Raw genomic sequence first — 20,379 nt, 5'->3', positions numbered from 1 at the left:
GGTCGAGCAATTGCTGCTGAATGGGCATAAAAAAATCCGATACCAGGGGGCTGGTATCGGATTTTCTAGAAACCCTGGCTCGGACTCAAATGCTTAAGTGAACAGCATTACACCTTTCGGTGAGCCTTTTGAGGCACCAGACGAACGGTTGTTAGCTGCGAGGCCCCGATTTTAGCGGGACTGGAATTTGGTGGATTTTTTGACGTACCTCAAAGGGTATCTATAAAAAAATCAGCTAGTTATGGCTTTCTGTGGAATCGAATCGGGAATTTTGGGGGCCTTTCGATTGCTGCTATGCGAGAGGGCGTCTGCTGCTGAAGACAGGGGGCACAAAATGTCTCGAGGCAGCGTTTACAGACGACCGCTATCGACCCAGGCTGTGTGAAAACCCTAACAGCTCTTTAGAGAGCGCGGTCCTACGTGAAATTTGAAAAGTTTCGGCTGCTTAGCTGACCCATAATTCGCGTAGGAGCGCGAATTATGGGTTGTTTTTCAACCAATCGAATCGCGCCGGAGGTTTTCACACAGCCTGGACCCAAAGCTGCCGTAGATGCCAAGCAGTGGCTCTGGGGATCATATCGCCCCATTTTTGTATTTGTCGAAGTCAGGCTGATGAGGGTGCTCCCACCAGCCATGATGGTCACGTTTGATCAGCTTGATTTCTTCCAGAATGAGATATTTTTGTCGAAGTCGTGGCCATTTTCTTGAACACATGGATTAAAAGGCGTGTAGCGATGTCCACCGCATGAGCCGTTGAAGCTAATAGCTCATTCATCCACCACAAGGTGAGCTAAATGCCCAGCGCCAAAGAAGGTCGATACCAGGCCTACAAGCTTCTGAAAGAGCTTGACTCCCAGATTTCCGAAACCATGAATCAGATCGCGTATGGGCGAATGAGCGGCGTCGACTGGGAGGAAACGTGTCGCTCACACCGGATTGCGTTTGAGGAGTGGATCCGGTTCGCTGACTTACAAGCCTTTGATGATGTCATTGGCCCCGACGAGGACACTGAGTAGGGCTCGCACCGTTGATTCAGGGTTCCAAAAGCGCAGTCGTGTCAGACGATTGCCTTAGTCAACGGCAGCTTTGGGTTTGTTGTGGTCGGTCTATCGCTAAAGTTCAGACCTACTTAGCACTTGAAGACCCATGCTCTTTCTAAACGGCGAGTCAGCAGCCGCACGGTCAGCAGGTAGTAATATCGTGTTGCCTTGCATCGCCTCGCTAATCGGTGGTCGAGAAACCAAGCAACATGTTTTTTCTGCCAACTCCAAGGTGTTTCTAGCTGCCAACGCTCTGCAATTTCGGCCTGAATGATTTTTGCCTGTCGCACATGGCGTTGCCGAGTTGAGTTCGACCCGGTCAGTACGCCAGCCAAGAACAGTTCCATATCGAATGGCTTACTCATATGCGTCCTCCAATGTAGGCCGCGACCACATCGATCCGTCCGTGTCCCAGCTCATAGCTAATTTGCCTCCGGGCCTCACGATCAAGGCGGTGATCTAACTGGTAGCATTTACCACCGTTGATAGGCGCGCGGTGGTGGGTGATTCGCTCATAGCGCTCACATGCGTACGCCGCTCGTAGCTCATGGAAGCCTTCCAGGTTGTGTGCATGCAGGATGTCCCTTGCTGGGCGGATGATTTCTTGCAACACACCAAGGTAGCTTTCGTGTGGCGCGATCAGGTTGCGGCTACCCGCAGGCGTCATCTGTTGTGCAAATCTAAGTGCACCTCGAACATGCTCGGTTACCGCAATCCAACGTGGCGCCGAGGCGCCAGCGCGGCCGCCTTTGGTGCCATCCTGAATGTTTATCCTGCCTAGGTCGTTAGCCTCGCGGCTTAGCCGTGGCAGATCAGCCAAGATGGCCTCACGCAAGCGCATGCCGGTGGCTCGCGCCAACAGAACAATTGCGGCGGCCCGTTGCTGATGACCCCGGCAAAGCGCATCGACGATCTGTCTAACCTGTTTGCGGTCTTGGCCCTGCGGCACCGTGTGGCGAACCCCAGTGCGCTGCATGCCCAGTGCCTTGCTCGGGCTGGGCAATTTCACGCACTGATCACCGCGAAGCGCCGCCATGGTTCTGTTAACGCTAGATAGCCGATTTTGCGCGGTGCTGATGGCGAGGTCACCGCGTCTAACTACCTCGCGAAGATAATCCGCGTAGTCGGCCAACATCTTCCGATCAATCTGTCGCGCATCATTAATGCCGGGACCTTGTTCGGAGCGGCACCACTTCACGAATGCCTGCCACCGATCACAGTGTGCCCTCACCGTGCCGTAGTGGCCGCCGCCGAACATGTCTTTCAGCGCTTGCGGACCTGCGTAGCTCAATTGCCTGCCGTAGCCGAAATTACGGCCATTGCGTTTACCCACCAATGCCATGTCGGTCACCTCTTCGTCCGCTCTTCGATCCTCGCCCCACGTCATCCCGCCAAGAATGTTGAGTGTTATCAGGGATCAAGGCCCCTGCGACCTGTGGGGAGTGTCCTCTACGCGGGACTGGCGGCTCCTTACGACCGGGAGCAAGGGCATCTCATGATCTGGCCTCCTAAGCACCGTTACCGGTGGGCGGGTGGAGGCAGTGCTGGCTGACGAGACCAGCGCCTGAAGATCCTGAGCCGGGTGAACGCAGCAATGCGATGACCGGGGCATGCCTGACTGTCAGTCAGGTGCAGTCCATTCCTTGGGCTGCGGCACCATCATCTACAGCGCTGTTGCTGGTGACATCGGCGTTTGTCACGCCGATTGTCACGAGGGGGATTGCCGCAAAGCCATGTGCGATCAGGGCTGCAGCAGTGTCAGGAGTGCCCGTCTCTTTCCACAGAAAGAGACGGGCACAGGTTGGCGCAATAGTCGGCCAAGCGGATGGGGTGCTGCAGGGCAGCACAGTACGGTGTCGCTGGCGCACGAGGGCCATGAGATTAGAGAGCATCCATCACCGGGGAGGTGACCGGGCGAGCTGCCGGATGCGAATCGCCCTTGGGGAGAACCACCGCGGGAGCGGCGTGACCTTTAAGGTTCGGGTCACCTGAGGTGCTGTCATCGACAGCGCTTACAAAGTCAGTTCTACGCCTGTGGATAATTTTGGTCAACGCCCCATTCCTCGTGGCTTGTGGGGCTGTGCATGAAATTATCCACCGGTGGAAATCAGTGGTATCCAAAGGATCCGGGTTGGCTTTTAGCTTTTCAAAGCGAGGTCCATCCAAACAGGGCGGCTTTGCAGCCCTGTTTGGATGGACCCGGATTAAAGAGCGGCCAACGTTGATCTGGAGGGTTCATCGACGATTGAATGCGCCACGCCCACTTGGTAAGGGGGTGATGTTGTCCCCAGCTGGATGGGCAAACTCATGTGGAGTGACATGCCCCGATCTGTTGGCATCGATGTAATTACTCCACCACGCCATGATCAACCGACGCTGCTCCAGAAATTCGGCCTTATGGATATAGGCGGCGCGCACGCGATTGCGTTCCTTGTGGCTCATCTGCCGCTCAATAGCCGCGTCTGTCCACAGCCCTGATTCCAGCAAGGCGCTACAGGCCATGGTCCTGAATCCATGCCCGCATACTTCCTTGGATGTGTCGTAGCCAACGTTGCGCAGCACCTGGTTAACCGTGTTCTCCGACATTGGCTTCCAATACTTGTGGTCACCGGGCAGCACCAGTTCGGAGAAGCGACTCAAGCCGCGCAGCCGTTCAAGGATCGCGATGACTTGCGGAGAGAGCGGCACCATCTGTATGTCTCCGCTCATCTTGGTGCCACGAGTGGAATTGCGTACGCCGTCGATTGGCTTGCGGGTGTCGGGGATTTCCCACATCGCCCTTTGCAGGTCGAACTCATCCCAGCGAGCAAAGCGCAGTTCGCTGGAGCGCACGAACACGTGCAGCGTCAGTAGTACCGCCAGTTTGGTTAGCTCACGGCCGTTGTAGTTGTCGATCCGGCTGAGTAGTTCAGGGAGGCGGTTGAGTGAGAGGGCAGGGCGGTGCACGGTGCGCGGGGCATGAATCGACCCTGCCAGATCGAGCGCCGGATTCTGGCTGATCTGTCGCGCTCGCTTCGCGCCTCGCATGATCGTGGAGAGATAATTCTGCACGCGCAGGGCAACGTCCATGGTGCCGCGCTCTTTTATACGCAGTGTGATCTCAAGCAAATCATGAGTATCGAGTTCAGCAATGGGGCGTTGGCCTATCAGGGGGAGGACGTGGGTGCGCAACCGACTCATGACGGTCTTGGCGTGCCCCTCCGTCCAGCGCCGGGACATTTCGGCGTGCCACTCCAGGGCGACGGTTTCAAAAAGCAGGGAGGCTCGTTGGGCGGCAAGCTTCGCTTTCTTCTTCTCTTCCATCGGGTCGAGGTTGTCGAGCAACAGTGCCTTGGCTTCATCGCGCTTGGCCCTCGCGACGGCCAGCGAGATGATGGGGTAGTTGCCGATGATCAGCGTGCCTTCCTTCCCGCTGGGCTTGAAATAGCGCAATCGCCACGTTTTCACGCCGTTGGGTTTCACGAAGAGGTACATGCCGCCACCGTCGAATAGCTTGTAGGCACGTTCGCGAGGTTTCGCCGTACGGCATTTGAGGTCGCTGAGAGGAACGGCTAGGCGTGGCATAAGGGTACGTTCTCCATGCAGGCAAGACGCTGTACCCTAAAAATACCCCCAGGGATGGGGTATTTTGTTGGATCCCGACGGAGGGTCCTGGAACGAAAAAACCCGCCAAATGGCGGGTTTTAGGGGCTTCCAAGGCATTCGCTGGAACGCGATGGAGCTGGATATGGTGCCGGCACCAGGAATCGAACCCGGGACCTACTGATTACAAGTCAGTTGCTCTACCATCTGAGCTATACCGGCAATGGGGCGTCATTATAACGATCGTTTGGCGCCTGTAAACCACTTCGTTGCGAATGTTCGCAAAAGACCTAAGTCACCGGCCCAAAAGGAGAATTTTCCTACCAGCCGCGGTGGATCGTGGTAACGCTTGGCTCGCTTTTGCCCGGGTTGAAGAACAGCTTGTCATTGTCGCAGCCGCGCTTGCGGCAGGGGCTCTCGGTGCGCAGGGGCAGGCCGTTGTCGCCGCCCAGTTGCATGCCGGGGTGGTTCCAGCCCAGGTTGCTGCTGTGGTGGGGCGAGGTGCTGCTGGCGCAGCCGGTCAGGGCCAGGGCGAAACTCAACAGGGCGAGGGGTTTGGCTCGGGTCACGATGGTCAGGTCCATTGGTCCATTGTCGATTCTGGCGCAACGCCAGAAGGCCGCGGGGCTGGTGGGCAGCGCGCGACGTCACTTTTTAATGATTTGGGGGGGGATGATACACCGTTGTGGCGCTTGGGCATTAGCCTTGTGTTGGCTGATTGGGCCTCTTCGCGGGTGAACCCGCGAAAGGGCCGGCAGCCGTACGAAGATTCTGAACCTGGGGCCTAAAAGCTTCAGGGCTTGGATGCTTCGGAAGTATCCTACGCGCGCCGCCGAAGTATCGCTGTTGTCGGGGAAGTGGCTCACGGATACCGTTTTCGGGTCGCTCTGGCGACCGGGTGTGAGAACCCTTCTTCGAATAAGCGCTAACCATTTATGGTGGCCGTACGTGGGCAGACTTCGGTCTGGCCGGGCTTCCTTATTCGACCGGTTTCTCACCCCGCGTACGGCTGCCGCCCCAAATCCGTGAGAAAGATTTCTGGCAGTCCCTTCCTCCGAATAAGGTTTTGCCATGAAGAAAGATATTCCCGAACCCATCACCACCGCAGGCGTGGAAACCTTCCTCGCCGCCGGCAACCCATCCCTCAATCTGCTGCGCGTACAGCCCGGCATCCCGGTCGATGCGGCCTATGAGCACGTCTCTATCCTGATGGGCTATATCAAGCACCTGGTGCGCGAGGGGGATATGGAGGATGACCATAAATTCCTCGGTGCGGCCGATTACCTGTGCGACATGGCCAAGGCGCTGATGAACGATATCGAGATTGCCAAGAACAAGGCGCACTAGGGGCTGACGCGAACCATGTGGGAGCGGGCGTGCCCGCGAAACAGACGACGCGGTGGATGGCACCGGCTTTGCCGGTGTTCGCGGGCATGCCCGCTCCCACAATGACTTCGCTAGCCTCTGGATTTTGAGTAGACAGTTGCCCCCACAAAGGTCGCACAGAGGCCTCTTTTGCCAACCACAAGAAATGTTTATGCACAAGTAGCATTGACGACTTGCGCGAAAGGCATGCCGGAGCGCTACACCGCTGGTCTTTGCGCAAACGCCTGTTTTTACTGGGCTTGACCTACAAGCAGGAATAAGCCAACCGCTTGAAATAGCGCTTGGCTCCAACAGGTAATCACAAGCTTGTTCACAGAGTTATCCACAGGTTGTGCTGCGGCTAACGGTCGCGCTCGGCGAGGATCAGCAGGTTGCGCGGGGTCAGTGGGTAGTCGCAGAAAAGGCCCAGGCGCACGTCGTAGCCTTGTTCTTCGAGGAACAGGGCGCGATCGAGTACCAGCCACAGCTCCAGCGGCCGGCGGAACAGGTTGCGTACGCGCTCCAGGTTGCGTACTTCGGCCAGGCGCTGCCAGCCGGCGGCTTCCAGTGCTGCCCAGTCCAGGTTGCCGTTCAGTGGCAGTTGCTTCAGATCAGCCAGATCACGGCAGTATTGCTCAAAGGGCTTCTCAAGCCAGGCCACTGGCAGGGAAGGCGTCGGCAGGTATTCGTCATTCTGGCGCTGCTGGCGTTGCAGCAGGTCGAAGCCCAGGCGCCGGGCCATCGAGGTGTCGCGCTGGCGCCGCACGCGGGCGCCGGCAGTAACGGTTTCGCTCAGGGGCAGGCCCAGGTCGTCCAGCGACAGCTGCAGGCTGGACGCTTGCGCAGCTGTGGATAAAGCCTGGTACTGCTGCACGGCGATGCGGTTATAGCAGCAAGGCGCTACGGCCAGTTGCCGGCACCCTTGCTGGCTGGCCAGTTGCATCAGGCGTACATGCAGGTCGCCACAGGCGTGCAGGGCGACAACGCTCTTTGCACCATCAAGGTGGCGGGCACTGTCGTTGGCCATTACATCCTGGTGCACGTGCTGCGCTGGCAAGTGGTGGTGCGCGCTCAGGGCCTGGCCGGCGCTGACCAGTTCGGCGTCGTATTCCAGGCAGGTCAGCTGCTGGCCGGGTTGTAGCAGGCGGCGGCCGAGGTGGCCTTTGCCGGAGCACCAGTCCAGCCAGTGGCGCGGCGGGTCGCGGAAGGCCAGGTGGCTGGCGAAGGCTTCGATCTGCTGCCATTTGCGGCCGGGGACGGCGACGTCGAGGCGGTGGGCGGCGGCGGGCAGGTCGGTTTGCGGGAGGTTGCCGAGGGCGGATAGCTGCTGGGCTTGCAGGGCCAGTTGCGGGAACGGGGCGGGCAAATGGTCAGCGGCACTGTCGGCTTCGGCGTCTGCCAGGGAGCATTGGCGCAGGTGGGCGGCAAGCTCGGGGTGGGTGGTTTCCCAGCCCAGGTACAGGGTGGTGAAGGGGCGGGGTTTCCACAGCTGTTGGTGCTCGATCAGGAACTGGTCGAGGGCATGGAAGCGGGTGCTTAGATGATGGCTGTGGAGGTGGTTGGGCATGGCAAGATGTGCGGTGGTTTTGAGGGCCTCTTCGCGGGTGAACCCGCTCCCACAGGTATAGCGCCACATGCGAGGTTGGCGCTATACCTGTGAAGAATGCCAGGAGATCTCAGCGGCCTTGGCAGGCATCCACCCGCAACCAGCGCTCCAGCAGCTTGAAGCCTTGCACCAGCAGGAACGAGATCACCAGGTAGAACACCCCGGCAGCGAAGAAGATCTCTACCGGCAGGTAGGTGCGGGCAATGATGGTACGGGCCATGCCGGTCAGTTCCAGCAGGGTCACGGTACTGGCCAGGGCACTGGCCTTGAGCATCAGGATCACTTCGTTGCTGTACGCTGGCAGGCCAATGCGCGCAGCACGCGGCAGCATGATGTAGAACAGCGTCTTGCCACGCGACATGCCCAGCGCCCGTGCCGCCTCGATCTCACCTTTGGGGATCGCCTGCAGCGCGCCACGCAGGATCTCGGCGATGTAGGCGGCGGTGTGCAGGGTCATGGTCAGCACCGTGCACCAGAACGGATCGCGCAGGTACGGCCACAGCGAACTCGAACGCACGGCATCGAACTGTGCCAGGCCGTAGTAGACCAGGAACAGCTGCACCAGCAGCGGCGTACCACGGAAGAAGAAGATGTAGCTGAACGGCACGGCGCGCACGTACCAGTGGCGCGAGGAGCGGGCGATACCCAGCGGGATGGCCAGGATCAACCCGGCAACCACGGCAATGGCCACCAGCTCCAGAGTCAGAACGGCGCCTTCGGCCAGGCGTGGCAGCCACTTGAAGATGACTTCCCAATTCATTATTCAGCCCTCGCAAAGCCGCGAGCGGCGCGTTTTTCCATGAAGTGCATGCCGGCCATGGCGATAACGGTCAGGCTCAGGTAAATGCAGGCCGCAACCATATAGAAGGTGAACGGCTCCTTGGTCACGGTCACGCCGATTTGCGAGTGACGCATGATTTCTTCCAGGCCGATCACCGACACCAGTGCGGTGTCCTTCATCAGGATCATGAACAGGTTGCCAAGGCCGGGCAGGGCGATGCGCCACATTTGCGGCAGGATAATGCGCGACAGGATGCGGCCCTTGGACAGGCCCAGTGCCAGGCCAGCCTCACGGTGGCCCTTGGGGATCGCCAAAATGGCGCCACGGAACACTTCGGTGGCGTAGGCGCCGAAGCACAGGCCCAGGGCGATTACACCTGCGGCAAAGGCGCTGAGCTCCAGGCCCGGCATGTTCAGGGCCTCGCCCAGGCTGTTCATCAGCCCGACGGTGCCGAAATAGATGAGTAGAACCCACAGCAGTTCGGGCACGCCGCGAACCAGGGTCGAGTAGAAGCCGCCAAGCCATTGCAGCGGCTTGATCGCGGAGGTCTTGGCCAAGGCGCCAAGCAGGCCCAAAACCAGGCCCAGCAGCAAGGCGCAAAGCGCCAGTTTTACGGTCATCAGGGTGCCGGCCATCATGGCCGGACCGAATCCGTGCAGGTCGATATTCATGGGCAGGTCATTCTAGGGACTTGCGCGCCGCAGGGGCGCGCAGGTCAGGGCGGGTCATTCGATGCTGAACGGGAAGTACTTGTCGTTGATCTTCTTGTACGTACCGTCTGCCTTGATTTCTGCCAGGGCTTTGTTCAGCTCGTCGCGCAACTTGGTGTCACCCTTGCGCACGGCAATGCCAATCTTGTCGCTGTCCAGCACCGGCTCGCCCTTGAACTCGAAGTTGGAGCCGTCTTTGCTCTTCAGCCACTCGTACTGCACGTACTTGTCGGCCAGGATGCCATCGATGCGGCCGGAGACCAGGTCGAGGTAGGCGTTTTCCTGGGTGTCGTAGAGTTTGACGTCGACGCCCGGGAAGTTGTCTTCAAGGTAGGTGCCGGCCAGGGTGGCGCGCTGGGTACCGATAACCTTGCCTTTCAGCGAATCTTTATCGGTCTTGAAGTCGACGTTCTTCGGCGCAATGAACTGCAGCTTGTTCGAGTAGTACGGTTCGGTGAAGTCGACGGCCTGCTTGCGCTCGTCGGTGATCGACAGCGACGACACCAGGAAGTCGAACTTCTTGGCGTTCAGGGCCGGGATGATGCCGTCCCAGTCGGAGGTAACCACCGAGCACTCGACTTTCATCTTGGCGCACAGGGCGTCGCCGATGTCCTTGTCGAAACCAACCACGTTACCGCTGGCATCCTTGTTGTTGAACGGTGGGTAGGCGGCTTCGATGCCCATGCGCAGTTTTTCTGCGGCCATGGCGTTTGCCGACATCACCAGCGTGGCAGCAGCTGCCAGGAGGAACTTCTTGTAAGTGTGCATGTATTGCTCCGTTAGCGGTGGCTGGACATGAATTGCTTGCAACGCGCCGAGGTCGGGTTTTCGAAGACCTGTTGCGGCGATCCCTGCTCTTCTACCAGGCCCTGGTGCAGGAAGACGACTTCACTGGACACATGGCGGGCAAAGCTCATCTCGTGCGTCACCAGCAGCATGGTACGGCCTTCTTCGGCCAATGCGCGGATAACGTTTAGCACTTCCTGGACCATTTCCGGATCGAGCGCCGAAGTGGGCTCGTCAAACAGGATGACCTTGGGCTTCATGGCCAGGGTACGGGCAATGGCGGCGCGCTGTTGCTGGCCACCGGAAAGCTGGGCGGGGTAGCTGTGGCGTTTGTCGTAGATGCCAACCTTGTTCAGCAGCGCTTCGGCGGCTTCGATGGCCTCGGCTTTGCTCTGGCCGAGCACGCGGCGTGGCGCCTCGATGATGTTGTCGAGGATCGACATGTGCGGCCACAGGTTGAAGTTCTGGAAAACAAAGCCGATTTCGCTGCGCAGGCGATTGATCTGGCGGTTGTCGGCAGCGATCAGGTCACCGTTCTTGGTGGCCTTGAGCTTGAGGGCTTCGCCAGCGACCAGGATTTCGCCCTGGTGCGGGTTCTCGAGCAAGTTGATGCAACGCAGCAAGGTGGACTTGCCGGAGCCGGACGACCCCAGGATGGAGATCACGTCACCGTCGCGAGCGGTCAGCGAAATGCCCTTGAGAATTTCCTGCTCGCCGTAGCGTTTGTGCAGATTGCGGATTTCCAGCGCGGGCGTGGCCTGAGCCATGTGCGGTCCTCATGTGATCGGGTGCGTTCCCAGCTGTTGGCGGCCTTCCTGGCGTGCGCCAAGCTAGCATAGCGGCATTATGACGGCCAACAGGGTCGCCGGGGACTCTGGGCGCTGGTGGGGCAGTTTGTCGCATCGCTACAGCGTAACGTCGCGCAGATGTCCGCGAAGGTCTCGCCCAGCACCAGAGCCTTGATGAAAAAAGGCGCGATGGTGCCAGCTTTGGCCGGCTCATGGAAGCGGTTTTAGACCATTCGCGGCCCAAACCTGACCTCAAAGCCAGCCGATCCCTGTAGCAGCGGGTTCACCCGCGAAGGCCTGCATGAGGTCTTATGGTTGTACCCATGGGTTGCACTTTTTTGCATTGCGCTGGTGCACAGGTGTTACCGGGGAGCACCTTTGGTGCGTTTGTAAGTGGGTATTTCAGTAATCCAATGATTTGGCGACCTTTCGGTCAAGCCATGGCCGAAAGCCCTCCAAGCCGCGTGCTAAAAGGCTCGCCGCATTTTCTGACGAATGCATTCAGCACATGGCGCGCTAATTGCCAGTAGGAAACCGCCGATTGCAGCGACGCCTAGGCCAACCCCAGGCGCGCTCCGTACCCGCAGTCGGAGTGGTCCACTCCTTACAAAGGTAGTTTTAATGAGCGGTAACAATTCCAATGACCTCGCTCAGGGGCTCAAACAACGGCATGTGACCATGCTGTCCATCGCTGGCGTCATCGGTGCCGGCCTGTTCGTTGGCTCCGGCCATGCCATCGCAGCTGCCGGCCCTGCCGTGCTGCTGGCTTACGCCGCCGCCGGTACGCTGGTCGTGCTGGTCATGCGCATGTTGGGTGAAATGGCTGTTGCCTCGCCTGACACCGGTTCGTTCTCTACTTATGCCGACCGCGCCATCGGGCGCTGGGCCGGTTTCACCATTGGCTGGCTGTACTGGTGGTTCTGGGTGCTGGTGATTCCGCTGGAGGCCAACGCCGCCGCGGCCATTCTGCATGCCTGGTTCCCTGCGGTTGACCTGTGGGCCTTCTCCCTCATCATTACCCTGGCGCTGACCCTGACCAACCTGTGCAGCGTGAAGAACTACGGTGAGTTCGAGTTCTGGTTCGCCCTGCTCAAGGTGCTGGCAATCATCGGCTTCATCGCCGTGGGCTGTGCTGCCATGTTCGGCTTTGTACCGAGCAGCCAGGTAAGCGGTGCCAGCCACCTGTTCGATACCCAAGGTTTCATGCCCAACGGCCTGGGCGCGGTGCTGGCTGCGATGCTGACCACCATGTTCTCGTTCATGGGTACCGAAATCGTCACCATCGCCGCTGCCGAGTCGAAGGACCCGGGCAAGCAGATCAGCCGTGCCACCAACTCGGTGATCTGGCGTATCTGCCTGTTCTACCTGGTGTCGATCTTCCTGGTCGTGGCCCTGGTACCGTGGAACGACCCGGCGCTGGCCGAAACCGGTTCCTACCAGACTGTGCTGAGCCGCATTGGGGTGCCAAACGCCAAGCTGATCGTCGACATCGTCGTGCTGATCGCCGTGACCAGCTGCCTGAACTCGGCGCTGTACACCTCGTCGCGCATGCTGTTCTCGCTGAGCAAGCGTGGTGACGCCCCGGCCATTGCCCAGCGCACCACCAAGTCGGCCACCCCGCACGTGGCGGTACTGCTGTCCACTGCAGCGGCGTTCCTCTGCGTGTTCGCCAACTTCGTGGCCCCGGCCCAGGTATTCGAGTTCCTGTTGGCCAGCTCTGGCGCCATTGCGCTGCTGGTGTACCTGGTGATTGCCGTGTCGCAACTGCGCATGCGTGCCCAGCGTGAAGCCCGTGGCGAGAAGATTACCTTCAAGATGTGGCTGTTCCCGGGCCTGACCTGGGCGACCATTGCCTTCATCGTTGCCATCCTGGTGGTAATGGCGCTGCGTGAGGATCATCGTGCCGAGATCATCGCGACTGCGCTGCTGAGCATTGGCGTGGTGGCGGCTGGCTTGCTGGTACACCGCAAGCGTGAAGCTGCCGGGCGGGTGGCGCTGGATAACTGATCCGCGCTGGCTGCAATGAAAAGGCCGCGCCCTGTGAAGGGTGCGGCCTTTTTGTTTGCCTGTTCCGGCCCTTTCGCGGGTGAACCCGCTCCCACAGAGGTTCACCACAGGCCTTGATGTCAGTGGGGCCCTTTGTGGGAGCGGGTTTACCCGCGAAGAGGCCAGAGCAGGTTACTTGGCCCTATCAGCCAAACTGCTTCTGCTGTTGCTGCTGTTTGGCCACTGCCTCCGAGGCCGCCACATAGGCCGCCTGGAACTCATCACTCTCCAGCCAGGCCATGGTGGCCTCTTCGTCAGCGCCATCCAGCCATTTGCGATAGGCGTTGAACACCAGCACGATGTAGTCGGTGGCGTGTTCTTCGTTGTGCCCCTTGAGCACCAGGGCCAGCAGCGGGTCCACCAGGAACACCGAGATCATCGGCACCAGGCCGCCGCCTTCCTGGGCTTCCTTCATCTTGTTGAACATCGCGTCGTAGCTGCCCGACTCCAAGGCCTTGTTGTACACCTGCTCGACGCTGGCGCTGTCACCGGCGCTGGCCTTGACCGCCTGGCCGCTACGTACCATGCGGTTCTGCTTGGCCTTGCTGGCGGCGCGCTTGGCGCGTTTCTGTTGCTTGGTAGGGGTGGCCATGGGGAATCCTTGGGTGTGGCTGAAAAGTGCGCGTATTGAAGCGCAGTTGCCGGGGAAACCCAAGTGTTGCGCAAAGGGGGGCGCGCAGCAGCCCCGGCAATCTAACTGGCTAACCCTGCCGGCTCGTCTTCTTCGAAGCCGCGCGAGGCCCTACCTACCAGCAGCGCATCCGGCGTATGCGCCACGCTGTGGTCCTTGCCTGGGTAATCCAGCGAATGCAGGAAGTGCCGAATGCAGTTGATCCGCGCGCGCTTCTTGTCATCTGACTTGATCACCGTCCACGGCGCATCGGCAGTGTCGGTATGGAAGAACATCGCCTCCTTGGCGGCGGTGTAGTCTTCCCACTTGTCCAGCGACTTGATGTCGATGGGCGACAGCTTCCAGTGCTTGAGCGGGTCGTCGCGGCGCGAGATGAAGCGGCGCAGCTGCTCTTCGCGGTTCACCGAGAACCAGTACTTGAACAGCAGGATGCCGCTGTTGCACAGCATGCGCTCAAGGTCCGGGGCCTGGCGCATGAACTCCAGGTACTGCAGCGGTGTGCAGAAATCCATCACCTTCTCGACCCCGGCGCGGTTGTACCAGGAGCGGTCGAAGAACACCATTTCACCCGCCGTGGGCAGGTGCTGGATGTAGCGCTGGAAATACCACTGGCCCTGTTCCTGCTCGGAAGGCTTCTCCAGGGCAACGATGCGTGCGCCGCGTGGGTTGAGGTGCTCCATAAAGCGCTTGATGGTGCCACCCTTGCCTGCGGCATCGCGGCCCTCGAACAGGATCACCACGCGCTGGCCGGTTTCCTTTACCCAGCTTTGCACCTTCAGCAGCTCGATCTGCAGCGCGTGCTTGGCCTTCTCGTAATCCTGGCGGCGCAGGCGGGTGCGGTAGGGGTAACTGGCTGGTAGGCGCGCCGAGGTGCTGTCTTCGTTGCTGCCCCTGGGGGCAGTGGCCACTTCCAGTGCTGCAGGTTGCTGGCTGATGCTGGTGATCGTTGGCTCCGGCTTGCGCTGGCGTGGGCGCCGCGTGCGGATTGGGGTGATGGCGGGTTCGCTGGGGGCGGGGAGCAGGAGGGGGGATTCTTCGCTCATGGAGGTCCTTGCAAGTCGATTCGGATGTCCGTCCTCGATTGTGAAGGTGAGCGGGTAATGGCTATTTGATACTGGTCAATAACTGCCGGGGCTTTTTGTAGGTGCGGTGCACGCCTACGGTAAAAATCACAGACAACAAAAAACCCGCACTAGGCGGGTTTCTTGTTGTCGCTTCGGGTAACTTTGCAACCACCAGAAGCTTGAAGGTGGTGCCCAGAGACGGAGTCGAACCGCCGACACGAGGATTTTCAATCCTCTGCTCTACCGACTGAGCTATCTGGGCGACGAGGTGAATTAAATAGATTTTCTAACGGCCCGTCAACGACTTTTTTAAAAAATTTTAAATTAATTCCGTCGCTTACGATTCGTGGGGTCATTCCGAGGGTGGAACGTAGCCTTCCGCCTGGGCGTATTCTTCACCGGCGAAAAACTTGTCCATCTCGCCCTGGAGGAATTTGCGGTCCTCGGCGTTCATCATGTTCAGGCGCTTTTCGTTGATCAGCATGGTCTGGTGCTTCTGCCAGTCGGCCCAGGCCTTCTGCGAGATGTGTTCGAAGATGTCCTGGCCCTTGGCGCCTGGATAGGGCGGGCGCTCCAGGCCTGGCAATTGTTCTTTGTACTTGCGGCACATCACGGTGCGGGTCATTGGGCGTCTCCTGCAATCAGTTCGTCGGCCGCGCGTTTAAGCAGCTTTTTGACCGGGGCGGCGAGGCCCAGGCGCGGTGGGGTGGCGAGGTTATACCAGAGCCAGTCTGCCTCGGCCATGTGCTGGCCGACCGGGTCGACGCGCACCAGCCAGGGCTCGATCGCCAGCTGGAAGTGGCTGAAGGTGTGGGTCAGGCTGTCCATGGCGTGGCTACCAGCCAGGCGCAGGCCGTGCTGGTAGGCCAGGTCGTCGAGCTGGGCGATGTCGTCCAGCTCGGGCAGGCTCCACAAACCACCCCACAGGCCGCTGGACGGGCGGCGGTAAAGCAGGATGGCGCCATCGTGGTTGGCCAGCAGCGGCATCAGCGTGCGCCGTTGTGGCAGCGCCTTGCGCGGCTTGGGCTCGGGGTAGCGGGTTTCTTCACCATGCAGGTGCGCTTCGCAGCCGCGCTGCAGCGGGCAGATCAGGCAACTGGGCTTGCTGCGGGTACACAGCGTGGCACCCATGTCCATCATCGCCTGGGTGTAGTGGTTGGCGCGTTGCTGCGGGGTAAAGCGTTCGGCTGTGGCCCACAGCTGGTTGGCCACCTTGGGCTCGCCGGGGTAGCCGGCCTGGGCGGTGTAGCGGGCTAGCACGCGCTTGACGTTGCCGTCGAGGATCGGCGCGCGGATGCCCATGCTGATGCTGGCAATGGCCCCCGCCGTGGAGCGGCCGATGCCGGGCAGCTCGGTGAGCTGCTCGACACTGCGCGGGAACTCGCCGCCATGTTGCTCGACGACGATCTTCGCAGCCTTTTGCAGGTTGCGCGCGCGCGTGTAGTAGCCCAGGCCCGTCCACAGGTGCAGCACTTCATCCTCCGGCGCCTCGGCCAAGGCCTGCACGGTCGGCAGGGCCTGCATGAAACGGTCGAAGTAGTTGAGCACGGTGCTGACCTGGGTCTGCTGCAACATGATTTCCGACACCCATACCCGGTACGGGTTGATGCCCTGTTGCCAGGGCAGGTCGTGCCGGCCATGTTCGTCATACCAATCCAGCACAGCGCTGGAGAACTGCTCGGGGCTCATCGCTTGAACAGCCCCTTGAGCGCGTCTTTCACTTCCGGGCTCACTTTGTCTCCGAGTTTTTCATCGATCTTGTCTTGCAGGCGGTTGCCGGCCAGCTTGGCGGCAACCTTGCCCAGGCCGTCCTGGTCCAGGCGGCAGGCCTTGGCGCCCAGCTCCAGTGGGCCGCGGCAGCGCAGCGGTATTTCGACACCGACATAGCGTTCGTTGACCTGGCAGGCCGGGTCCGGCATGGCGCGCTGGTCGCCTTCGACGATCACGCCAACGTTGTAGTCCATGCCCAGCACACGCAGGTCGAGGTCGCCGTGGCCGTTGACGGTCAGGCCGGGGATGCGCGCCTTGAGGTCCGGGTTGCTGGCGACGCCGTTGCGTATTACCAGGCTGCCGCGCAGTTCCTGGAATGGGGTGTCCTTGCCGCGTGGCTCGCCGTTGAGCGATTTGCGGTTCAGCGTGGCGATGGCCTGGCACAGCTGCTGTTCCAGGTTGGCGTTGACCAGCACGCCATCGTTGATGGTGAAGTTGGCGTTGCCATTGAGGGTGTCGACCAGGGCTTTCTGGCTGTTGCCGGTAGCGGTCAGGTCGCTGGTCAGGGTCAGCAGGCCCTTGACCGGTGGTGCCTGCTCCTTGCCTTCGGCCTTGATGAAGTGCTCTACCGGCACCCGCTGGATGTTGGTGTTCACACCCAGTTGCGGCACGGCAGGGCGCACGTCGACTGTGCCCTTGGCTTCGAAGGTACCGTTGTACAGCTCGCCGCGCAGGGTTTGCAGGGTCAGCAGGCCGCCTTGGCCGATGGCCTTGAGCTGGGCGTCTTCGATCGGCAGCTTGTCCACGGTCAGCGAGCCGAAGGCCAGGTCGGCCTGCAGGTCGAGGGCGCGCAGGCGGTCGACCGGCAGCAGCTTGTCGTCGCTCCAGGCCACCTGGGTCGGGGCGTTAGGCAGCGGCGAGTTGCCGGCACCGGCCACGGCGCTGGCTTCCTGTTGCTTGACCTCGGCCTGGCGCGCAGCAGTGGCGCCCTTGGCTTCTTCGCTTTTGGCCGGCAGGTAGCGGTCGGCGTCGAAGGTGTCGCCTTTAAGCTGCAGGCGCAGCGCTTGCTTGGCGAAGTCTTCGACCGCGACGCGGCCACTGAAGGTGCTTTCGTCCAGCTTCACCGCCAGGTCTTCCAGGGCCAGGCTGTTCGGCGTGCCCTGCAGGCGGGTGACCAGCTCCAGCTTGGCGAAGGCCGCAGGGTCGTTGGTGGCCGGCAGCGGGCGGCCGATGCTGTCGAGGAAGGTGCGCAGGTTGAACTGGGCGATGGACAGGCCGCCGCTAAGTTGTGGCGCCTTGTCCAGGTCACGCAGGTTCAGCTCGCCCAGGGCGCGCAGCTGGTTGGCCGAGACTTTCAGGCCGCTCCACGAGGCGACATTGGCGGCCAGGTCGACCAGCAGTTGGCCCTGAGCAGCGAAGGTCACGGTCTTGCCGCCGGTCGGCTCACCGGAGGTTTCGCCCGACAGGCGCATGTCCTCGAAGTTGTAGCGCTTGAGCTTGCGGTCAAAGCGCAGCTCGCCGGCAAGCTCGGTGCGGGCCTTGATGTTCGGCTGGCTGGCGCTGATGAAGGCACTGGCCTTGAGCGGAATGTTCGTGCCTTCGTGGACCGGGCCGGTGCTCAGCTGGATGCTCTCGGCGCTGTAGCTTTGGCCGGTCTTGGCATCGGTGTACTGCACGCGGGCGTTGTTCACGGTCAGGCTGTCGATGTCCAGCTTGACGGCGCGGTCGTTGCCTTCGGCAGGCGCCGGCTTCTGCTCGGCGGGTGCCTGGGCCGGTGCATTGGCTTGTGCATCAGCGCCTGCGCCGTTCTGCGCAGGCAGTGGCTTGCCGATGTCCTCCCAGTTGCCATGGCCTTGTTCGTCGCGCGCCAGGGTCAGGTTCAGGCCTTCGACGCGCACGTCGCTCATCTGTACTTCGCGGCGCAGCAATGGCAGCACACGCACCGACAGGCCGAGCATCTGCAGGTCGGCGAACGGCTCCTTGGGTTTGTTCAAGGTGGCGATGCTGGCTTCGTGCAGCTCCAGGCCCAGCCACGGGAACAGGCTCCAGCCAATGTCGCCGTTGAGGGTCAGTTCGACGTGAGCCTTGTCGCGCGCCAGCTGGCGAATCTCGTCTTTGTAGTCGTTGGGATCGAAGAGGTGGGTCAGGGCGAAGCCCAGCGCCACGATGATCAGCAGCAACCCGAGAAGCCCCAGTCCCAGGATTTTGCCGAACGCTTTCATGGGCGAGTCCTTGTAGTCCGTTTTTGAAATTCAAGCGGCAGAGTATAGCGCCGCAGTGTATGTCCCTGCTTGTTCGACTAGAGATACAGGGCGTTTCCTACGTTTGCAGCAGATGGTACGGCTTTCCACAGACCGATGTTTGCCTGTGCCGGCCTCTTCGCGGGTACAGGCAACATGACCGTTTCAGCCGAGCAAAAATTAACGATATCAGATTGCTTTCACGCTACTTGATGCTGCTACCCTTGCGCCGCTTTGCCTGCACCCTCCCTACAAGAAGGATCAGATCCATGAGCAGTACCGTCGCGACGGGTACCTTGGCCAGTGCGCCAGGCTTCCTGTCGAAGGAGCGCATCATTGCCCGCCCGGGCTTCAACCGCTGGCTGGTCCCGCCAGCCGCCCTGGCCATTCACCTGTGCATCGGCATGGCTTATGGCTTCTCGGTGTTCTGGCTGCCGCTGTCGCAAGCCCTTGGCATCACCGCCCCGGTCGCCTGCGCGGCGGACATGGGCTTCATGGCCCGTATGTTCAGCGCCGAATGCGACTGGCCAATCTCGATGCTGAGCTGGATCTACACCTTGTTCTTCGTCTTCCTCGGCTGCTCGGCGGCGGTGCTGGGCGGTTGGCTGGAGCACGCCGGCCCGCGCAAGGCCGGCCTGGTTTCGGCGTTGTGCTGGTGCGGCGGCATGCTGATTTCGGCGCTTGGTGTGAAAACCCACCAGCTGTGGCTGATGTGGCTGGGTTCCGGGGTGATCGGCGGTATCGGCCTGGGCCTGGGCTACATTTCGCCAGTGTCTACCCTGATCAAGTGGTTCCCGGACAAGCGCGGCATGGCCACCGGCATGGCGATCATGGGCTTCGGCGGCGGGGCCATGGTGGGTGCACCGCTGGCCACCGCGCTGATGGGGCATTTTGGCAACGAGCACGAAGTAGGCGTATGGCAGAGCTTCGTCGCCATGGCGGCGATCTACTTCGTATTCATGACTGCCGGCGCCCTGGCCTATCGCGTACCGCCGACCGGCTGGAAGCCTGAAGGCTGGACGGCCCCGTTGAAAAAAGCCGGCAATGCCATGGTCACCGACCGCCACGTGCACGTCAGCGTGGCCTGGAAAACCCCGCAGTTCGCGCTGATCTGGCTGGTACTGTGCCTGAACGTGTCGGCCGGCATCGGTATTCTGGGCATGGCCTCGCCACTGCTGCAGGAAGTGTTCGCCGGCAAGTTGCTGGGCAACGAACTGACTTTCAGCCAGCTGAACGCTGCGCAGCTGGCGCAGATTGCCGCGATCGCCGCTGGTTTTACCGGCCTGCTGAGCCTGTTCAACATCGGCGGGCGGTTCTTCTGGGCGTCGTTCTCCGACTACATCGGCCGCAAGAACACCTACTTCGCCTTCTTCGCCCTGGGTGTGGGCTTGTACAGCCTGGTGCCGAACATGGGCCACCTGGGTAACGTGGCGCTGTTCGTGGCGGCGTTCTGCATCATCCTGTCGATGTATGGCGGTGGTTTTGCCACGGTGCCGGCGTACCTGGCCGACCTGTTCGGCACGCAGATGGTTGGTGCCATTCACGGCCGTTTGCTGACCGCCTGGGCGGCGGCGGGGGTGCTGGGGCCGGTGCTGATCACCTACCTGCGTGAGTATCAACTGGCGGCGGGCGTGGAGCGGGCGGCGGCTTACGACATGACCTTGTACATCCTCGCCGGCCTGCTGGTGCTGGGCTTTATCTGCAACATGCTGGTGCGGCCGGTGGCTGACAAGCACTTCATGAGCGATGCCGAGCTGGCGGCCGAGCGGGCGTTGAGCCATGACAAGGGTGCCGATGGTGCGCGGTCGCTGGAGTGGAAAGCGGCACCGGGCAGCCTGCCGCTGGTGCTGCTGGCCTGGGCGGTGGTGGTCGTGCCGTTGGCCTGGGGGGTGTGGATTACCCTGCAGAAGACGGCTGTGCTGTTCCATTGATGAGTGATACAGCCGGGTCCTAGAGCTCACGCGATCAGTTGTAGGAGCGGCCTTGCGTCGCGATGGGCTGCGCAAGGTCGCTCCTACAAGCAGCCCCAA

General features: G+C 60.9%; 18 protein-coding genes and 2 tRNA genes. 4 read left to right on the top strand and 16 right to left on the bottom strand.

The window, feature by feature from the left end:
* Nucleotides 1–794 precede the first annotated feature (794 nt).
* A complete protein-coding gene (locus ABE456_RS06365) occupies nucleotides 795–1,016 on the top strand; it encodes a hypothetical protein (protein ID WP_346643176.1) in 222 nt (73 codons plus the stop codon).
* A gap of 113 nt (nucleotides 1,017–1,129) precedes the next feature.
* On the opposite strand, the gene ABE456_RS06360 is transcribed toward ABE456_RS06365, so the two are convergent.
* From ABE456_RS06360 to ABE456_RS06340, 5 genes are all read right to left on the bottom strand, one after another.
* Nucleotides 1,130–1,405, bottom strand: a complete 276-nt coding sequence (locus ABE456_RS06360) for a hypothetical protein (protein ID WP_346643175.1) — start codon at nucleotides 1,403–1,405, stop codon at nucleotides 1,130–1,132.
* Nucleotides 1,402–2,382 (bottom strand): integrase domain-containing protein, encoded by a 981-nt coding sequence (locus tag ABE456_RS06355; protein WP_346643174.1) that lies wholly within the window; start codon nucleotides 2,380–2,382, stop codon nucleotides 1,402–1,404. Before ABE456_RS06355 ends, ABE456_RS06360 begins: the two co-directional genes overlap by 4 nt.
* Before the next feature lie 893 nt (nucleotides 2,383–3,275).
* Nucleotides 3,276–4,604, bottom strand: coding sequence for an integrase arm-type DNA-binding domain-containing protein (locus ABE456_RS06350; protein WP_346643173.1), 1,329 nt, complete (start codon nucleotides 4,602–4,604; stop codon nucleotides 3,276–3,278).
* Between the two features lie 164 nt (nucleotides 4,605–4,768).
* Nucleotides 4,769–4,844 (bottom strand) — tRNA-Thr (locus ABE456_RS06345).
* Between the two features lie 98 nt (nucleotides 4,845–4,942).
* Nucleotides 4,943–5,191 carry a hypothetical protein gene (locus ABE456_RS06340; protein WP_346643179.1) on the bottom strand — a complete coding sequence of 83 codons (249 nt, stop codon included), beginning with the start codon at nucleotides 5,189–5,191 and terminating at the stop codon, nucleotides 4,943–4,945.
* A gap of 502 nt (nucleotides 5,192–5,693) precedes the next feature.
* Between ABE456_RS06340 and ABE456_RS06335 the strand changes: the two genes are divergently transcribed.
* Nucleotides 5,694–5,969 (top strand): DUF3077 domain-containing protein, encoded by a 276-nt coding sequence (locus ABE456_RS06335; RefSeq protein WP_346643172.1) that lies wholly within the window; start codon nucleotides 5,694–5,696, stop codon nucleotides 5,967–5,969.
* Between the two features lie 379 nt (nucleotides 5,970–6,348).
* On the opposite strand, the gene ABE456_RS06330 is transcribed toward ABE456_RS06335, so the two are convergent.
* The 5 genes from ABE456_RS06330 to ABE456_RS06310 all read right to left on the bottom strand — a co-directional run bounded on the left by ABE456_RS06330 (nucleotide 6,349) and on the right by ABE456_RS06310 (nucleotide 10,637).
* Complete coding sequence (locus ABE456_RS06330) at nucleotides 6,349–7,554, bottom strand: methyltransferase (protein ID WP_346643171.1); 1,206 nt, start codon at nucleotides 7,552–7,554, stop codon at nucleotides 6,349–6,351.
* A 109-nt stretch (nucleotides 7,555–7,663) separates the two neighbouring features.
* On the bottom strand, nucleotides 7,664–8,353 hold the full coding sequence (locus tag ABE456_RS06325) for an ABC transporter permease (RefSeq protein WP_014755060.1): 690 nt from the start codon (nucleotides 8,351–8,353) through the stop codon (nucleotides 7,664–7,666).
* Complete coding sequence (locus ABE456_RS06320; RefSeq protein ID WP_346643170.1) at nucleotides 8,353–9,045, bottom strand: ABC transporter permease; 693 nt, start codon at nucleotides 9,043–9,045, stop codon at nucleotides 8,353–8,355. The genes ABE456_RS06325 and ABE456_RS06320 overlap by 1 nt, the downstream gene beginning before the upstream one ends.
* A 54-nt stretch (nucleotides 9,046–9,099) precedes the next feature.
* Entirely contained in the window at nucleotides 9,100–9,852 is a 753-nt protein-coding gene (locus ABE456_RS06315; RefSeq protein WP_346643169.1) for an ABC transporter substrate-binding protein, read from the bottom strand.
* A gap of 11 nt (nucleotides 9,853–9,863) precedes the next feature.
* Entirely contained in the window at nucleotides 9,864–10,637 is a 774-nt protein-coding gene (locus tag ABE456_RS06310; protein WP_346643168.1) for an ABC transporter ATP-binding protein, read from the bottom strand.
* Nucleotides 10,638–11,279: 642 nt separating this feature from the next.
* Between ABE456_RS06310 and gabP the strand changes: the two genes are divergently transcribed.
* Nucleotides 11,280–12,665, top strand: a complete 1,386-nt coding sequence (gene gabP, locus ABE456_RS06305) for a GABA permease (RefSeq protein ID WP_019096869.1) — start codon at nucleotides 11,280–11,282, stop codon at nucleotides 12,663–12,665.
* 184 nt (nucleotides 12,666–12,849) lie between these two features.
* Here gabP and ABE456_RS06300 read toward each other — a convergent pair whose 3' ends face one another.
* From ABE456_RS06300 to ABE456_RS06275, 6 genes are all read right to left on the bottom strand, one after another.
* The gene (locus tag ABE456_RS06300) at nucleotides 12,850–13,296 is read right to left on the bottom strand and encodes a hypothetical protein (RefSeq protein ID WP_346643167.1); all 447 of its coding nucleotides are present in this window, start codon (nucleotides 13,294–13,296) and stop codon (nucleotides 12,850–12,852) included.
* Nucleotides 13,297–13,397: 101 nt separating this feature from the next.
* Complete coding sequence (gene ppk2, locus ABE456_RS06295) at nucleotides 13,398–14,378, bottom strand: polyphosphate kinase 2 (RefSeq protein WP_346643166.1); 981 nt, start codon at nucleotides 14,376–14,378, stop codon at nucleotides 13,398–13,400.
* A 207-nt stretch (nucleotides 14,379–14,585) separates the two neighbouring features.
* Nucleotides 14,586–14,661 (bottom strand) — tRNA-Phe (locus ABE456_RS06290).
* Between the two features lie 90 nt (nucleotides 14,662–14,751).
* Nucleotides 14,752–15,024: an oxidative damage protection protein gene (locus ABE456_RS06285; protein ID WP_144170193.1), complete on the bottom strand. Its 273-nt coding sequence runs from the start codon at nucleotides 15,022–15,024 to the stop codon at nucleotides 14,752–14,754.
* Nucleotides 15,021–16,088 (bottom strand): A/G-specific adenine glycosylase, encoded by a 1,068-nt coding sequence (gene mutY / locus ABE456_RS06280; RefSeq protein ID WP_346643165.1) that lies wholly within the window; start codon nucleotides 16,086–16,088, stop codon nucleotides 15,021–15,023. Before mutY ends, ABE456_RS06285 begins: the two co-directional genes overlap by 4 nt.
* Complete coding sequence (locus ABE456_RS06275) at nucleotides 16,085–18,331, bottom strand: AsmA family protein (RefSeq protein ID WP_346643164.1); 2,247 nt, start codon at nucleotides 18,329–18,331, stop codon at nucleotides 16,085–16,087. Before ABE456_RS06275 ends, mutY begins: the two co-directional genes overlap by 4 nt.
* A 287-nt stretch (nucleotides 18,332–18,618) precedes the next feature.
* Between ABE456_RS06275 and ABE456_RS06270 the strand changes: the two genes are divergently transcribed.
* Nucleotides 18,619–20,280 carry an OFA family MFS transporter gene (locus tag ABE456_RS06270; protein WP_346643163.1) on the top strand — a complete coding sequence of 554 codons (1,662 nt, stop codon included), beginning with the start codon at nucleotides 18,619–18,621 and terminating at the stop codon, nucleotides 20,278–20,280.
* Nucleotides 20,281–20,379: the final 99 nt, after the last annotated feature.

The sequence above is a fragment of the Pseudomonas sp. TWI929 genome (genome assembly GCF_039673335.1).
GTDB lineage: Bacteria > Pseudomonadota > Gammaproteobacteria > Pseudomonadales > Pseudomonadaceae > Aquipseudomonas.
Note: the sequence above shows the minus strand (reverse complement) of the source record. Positions and strands in the feature narration are given on the sequence as shown.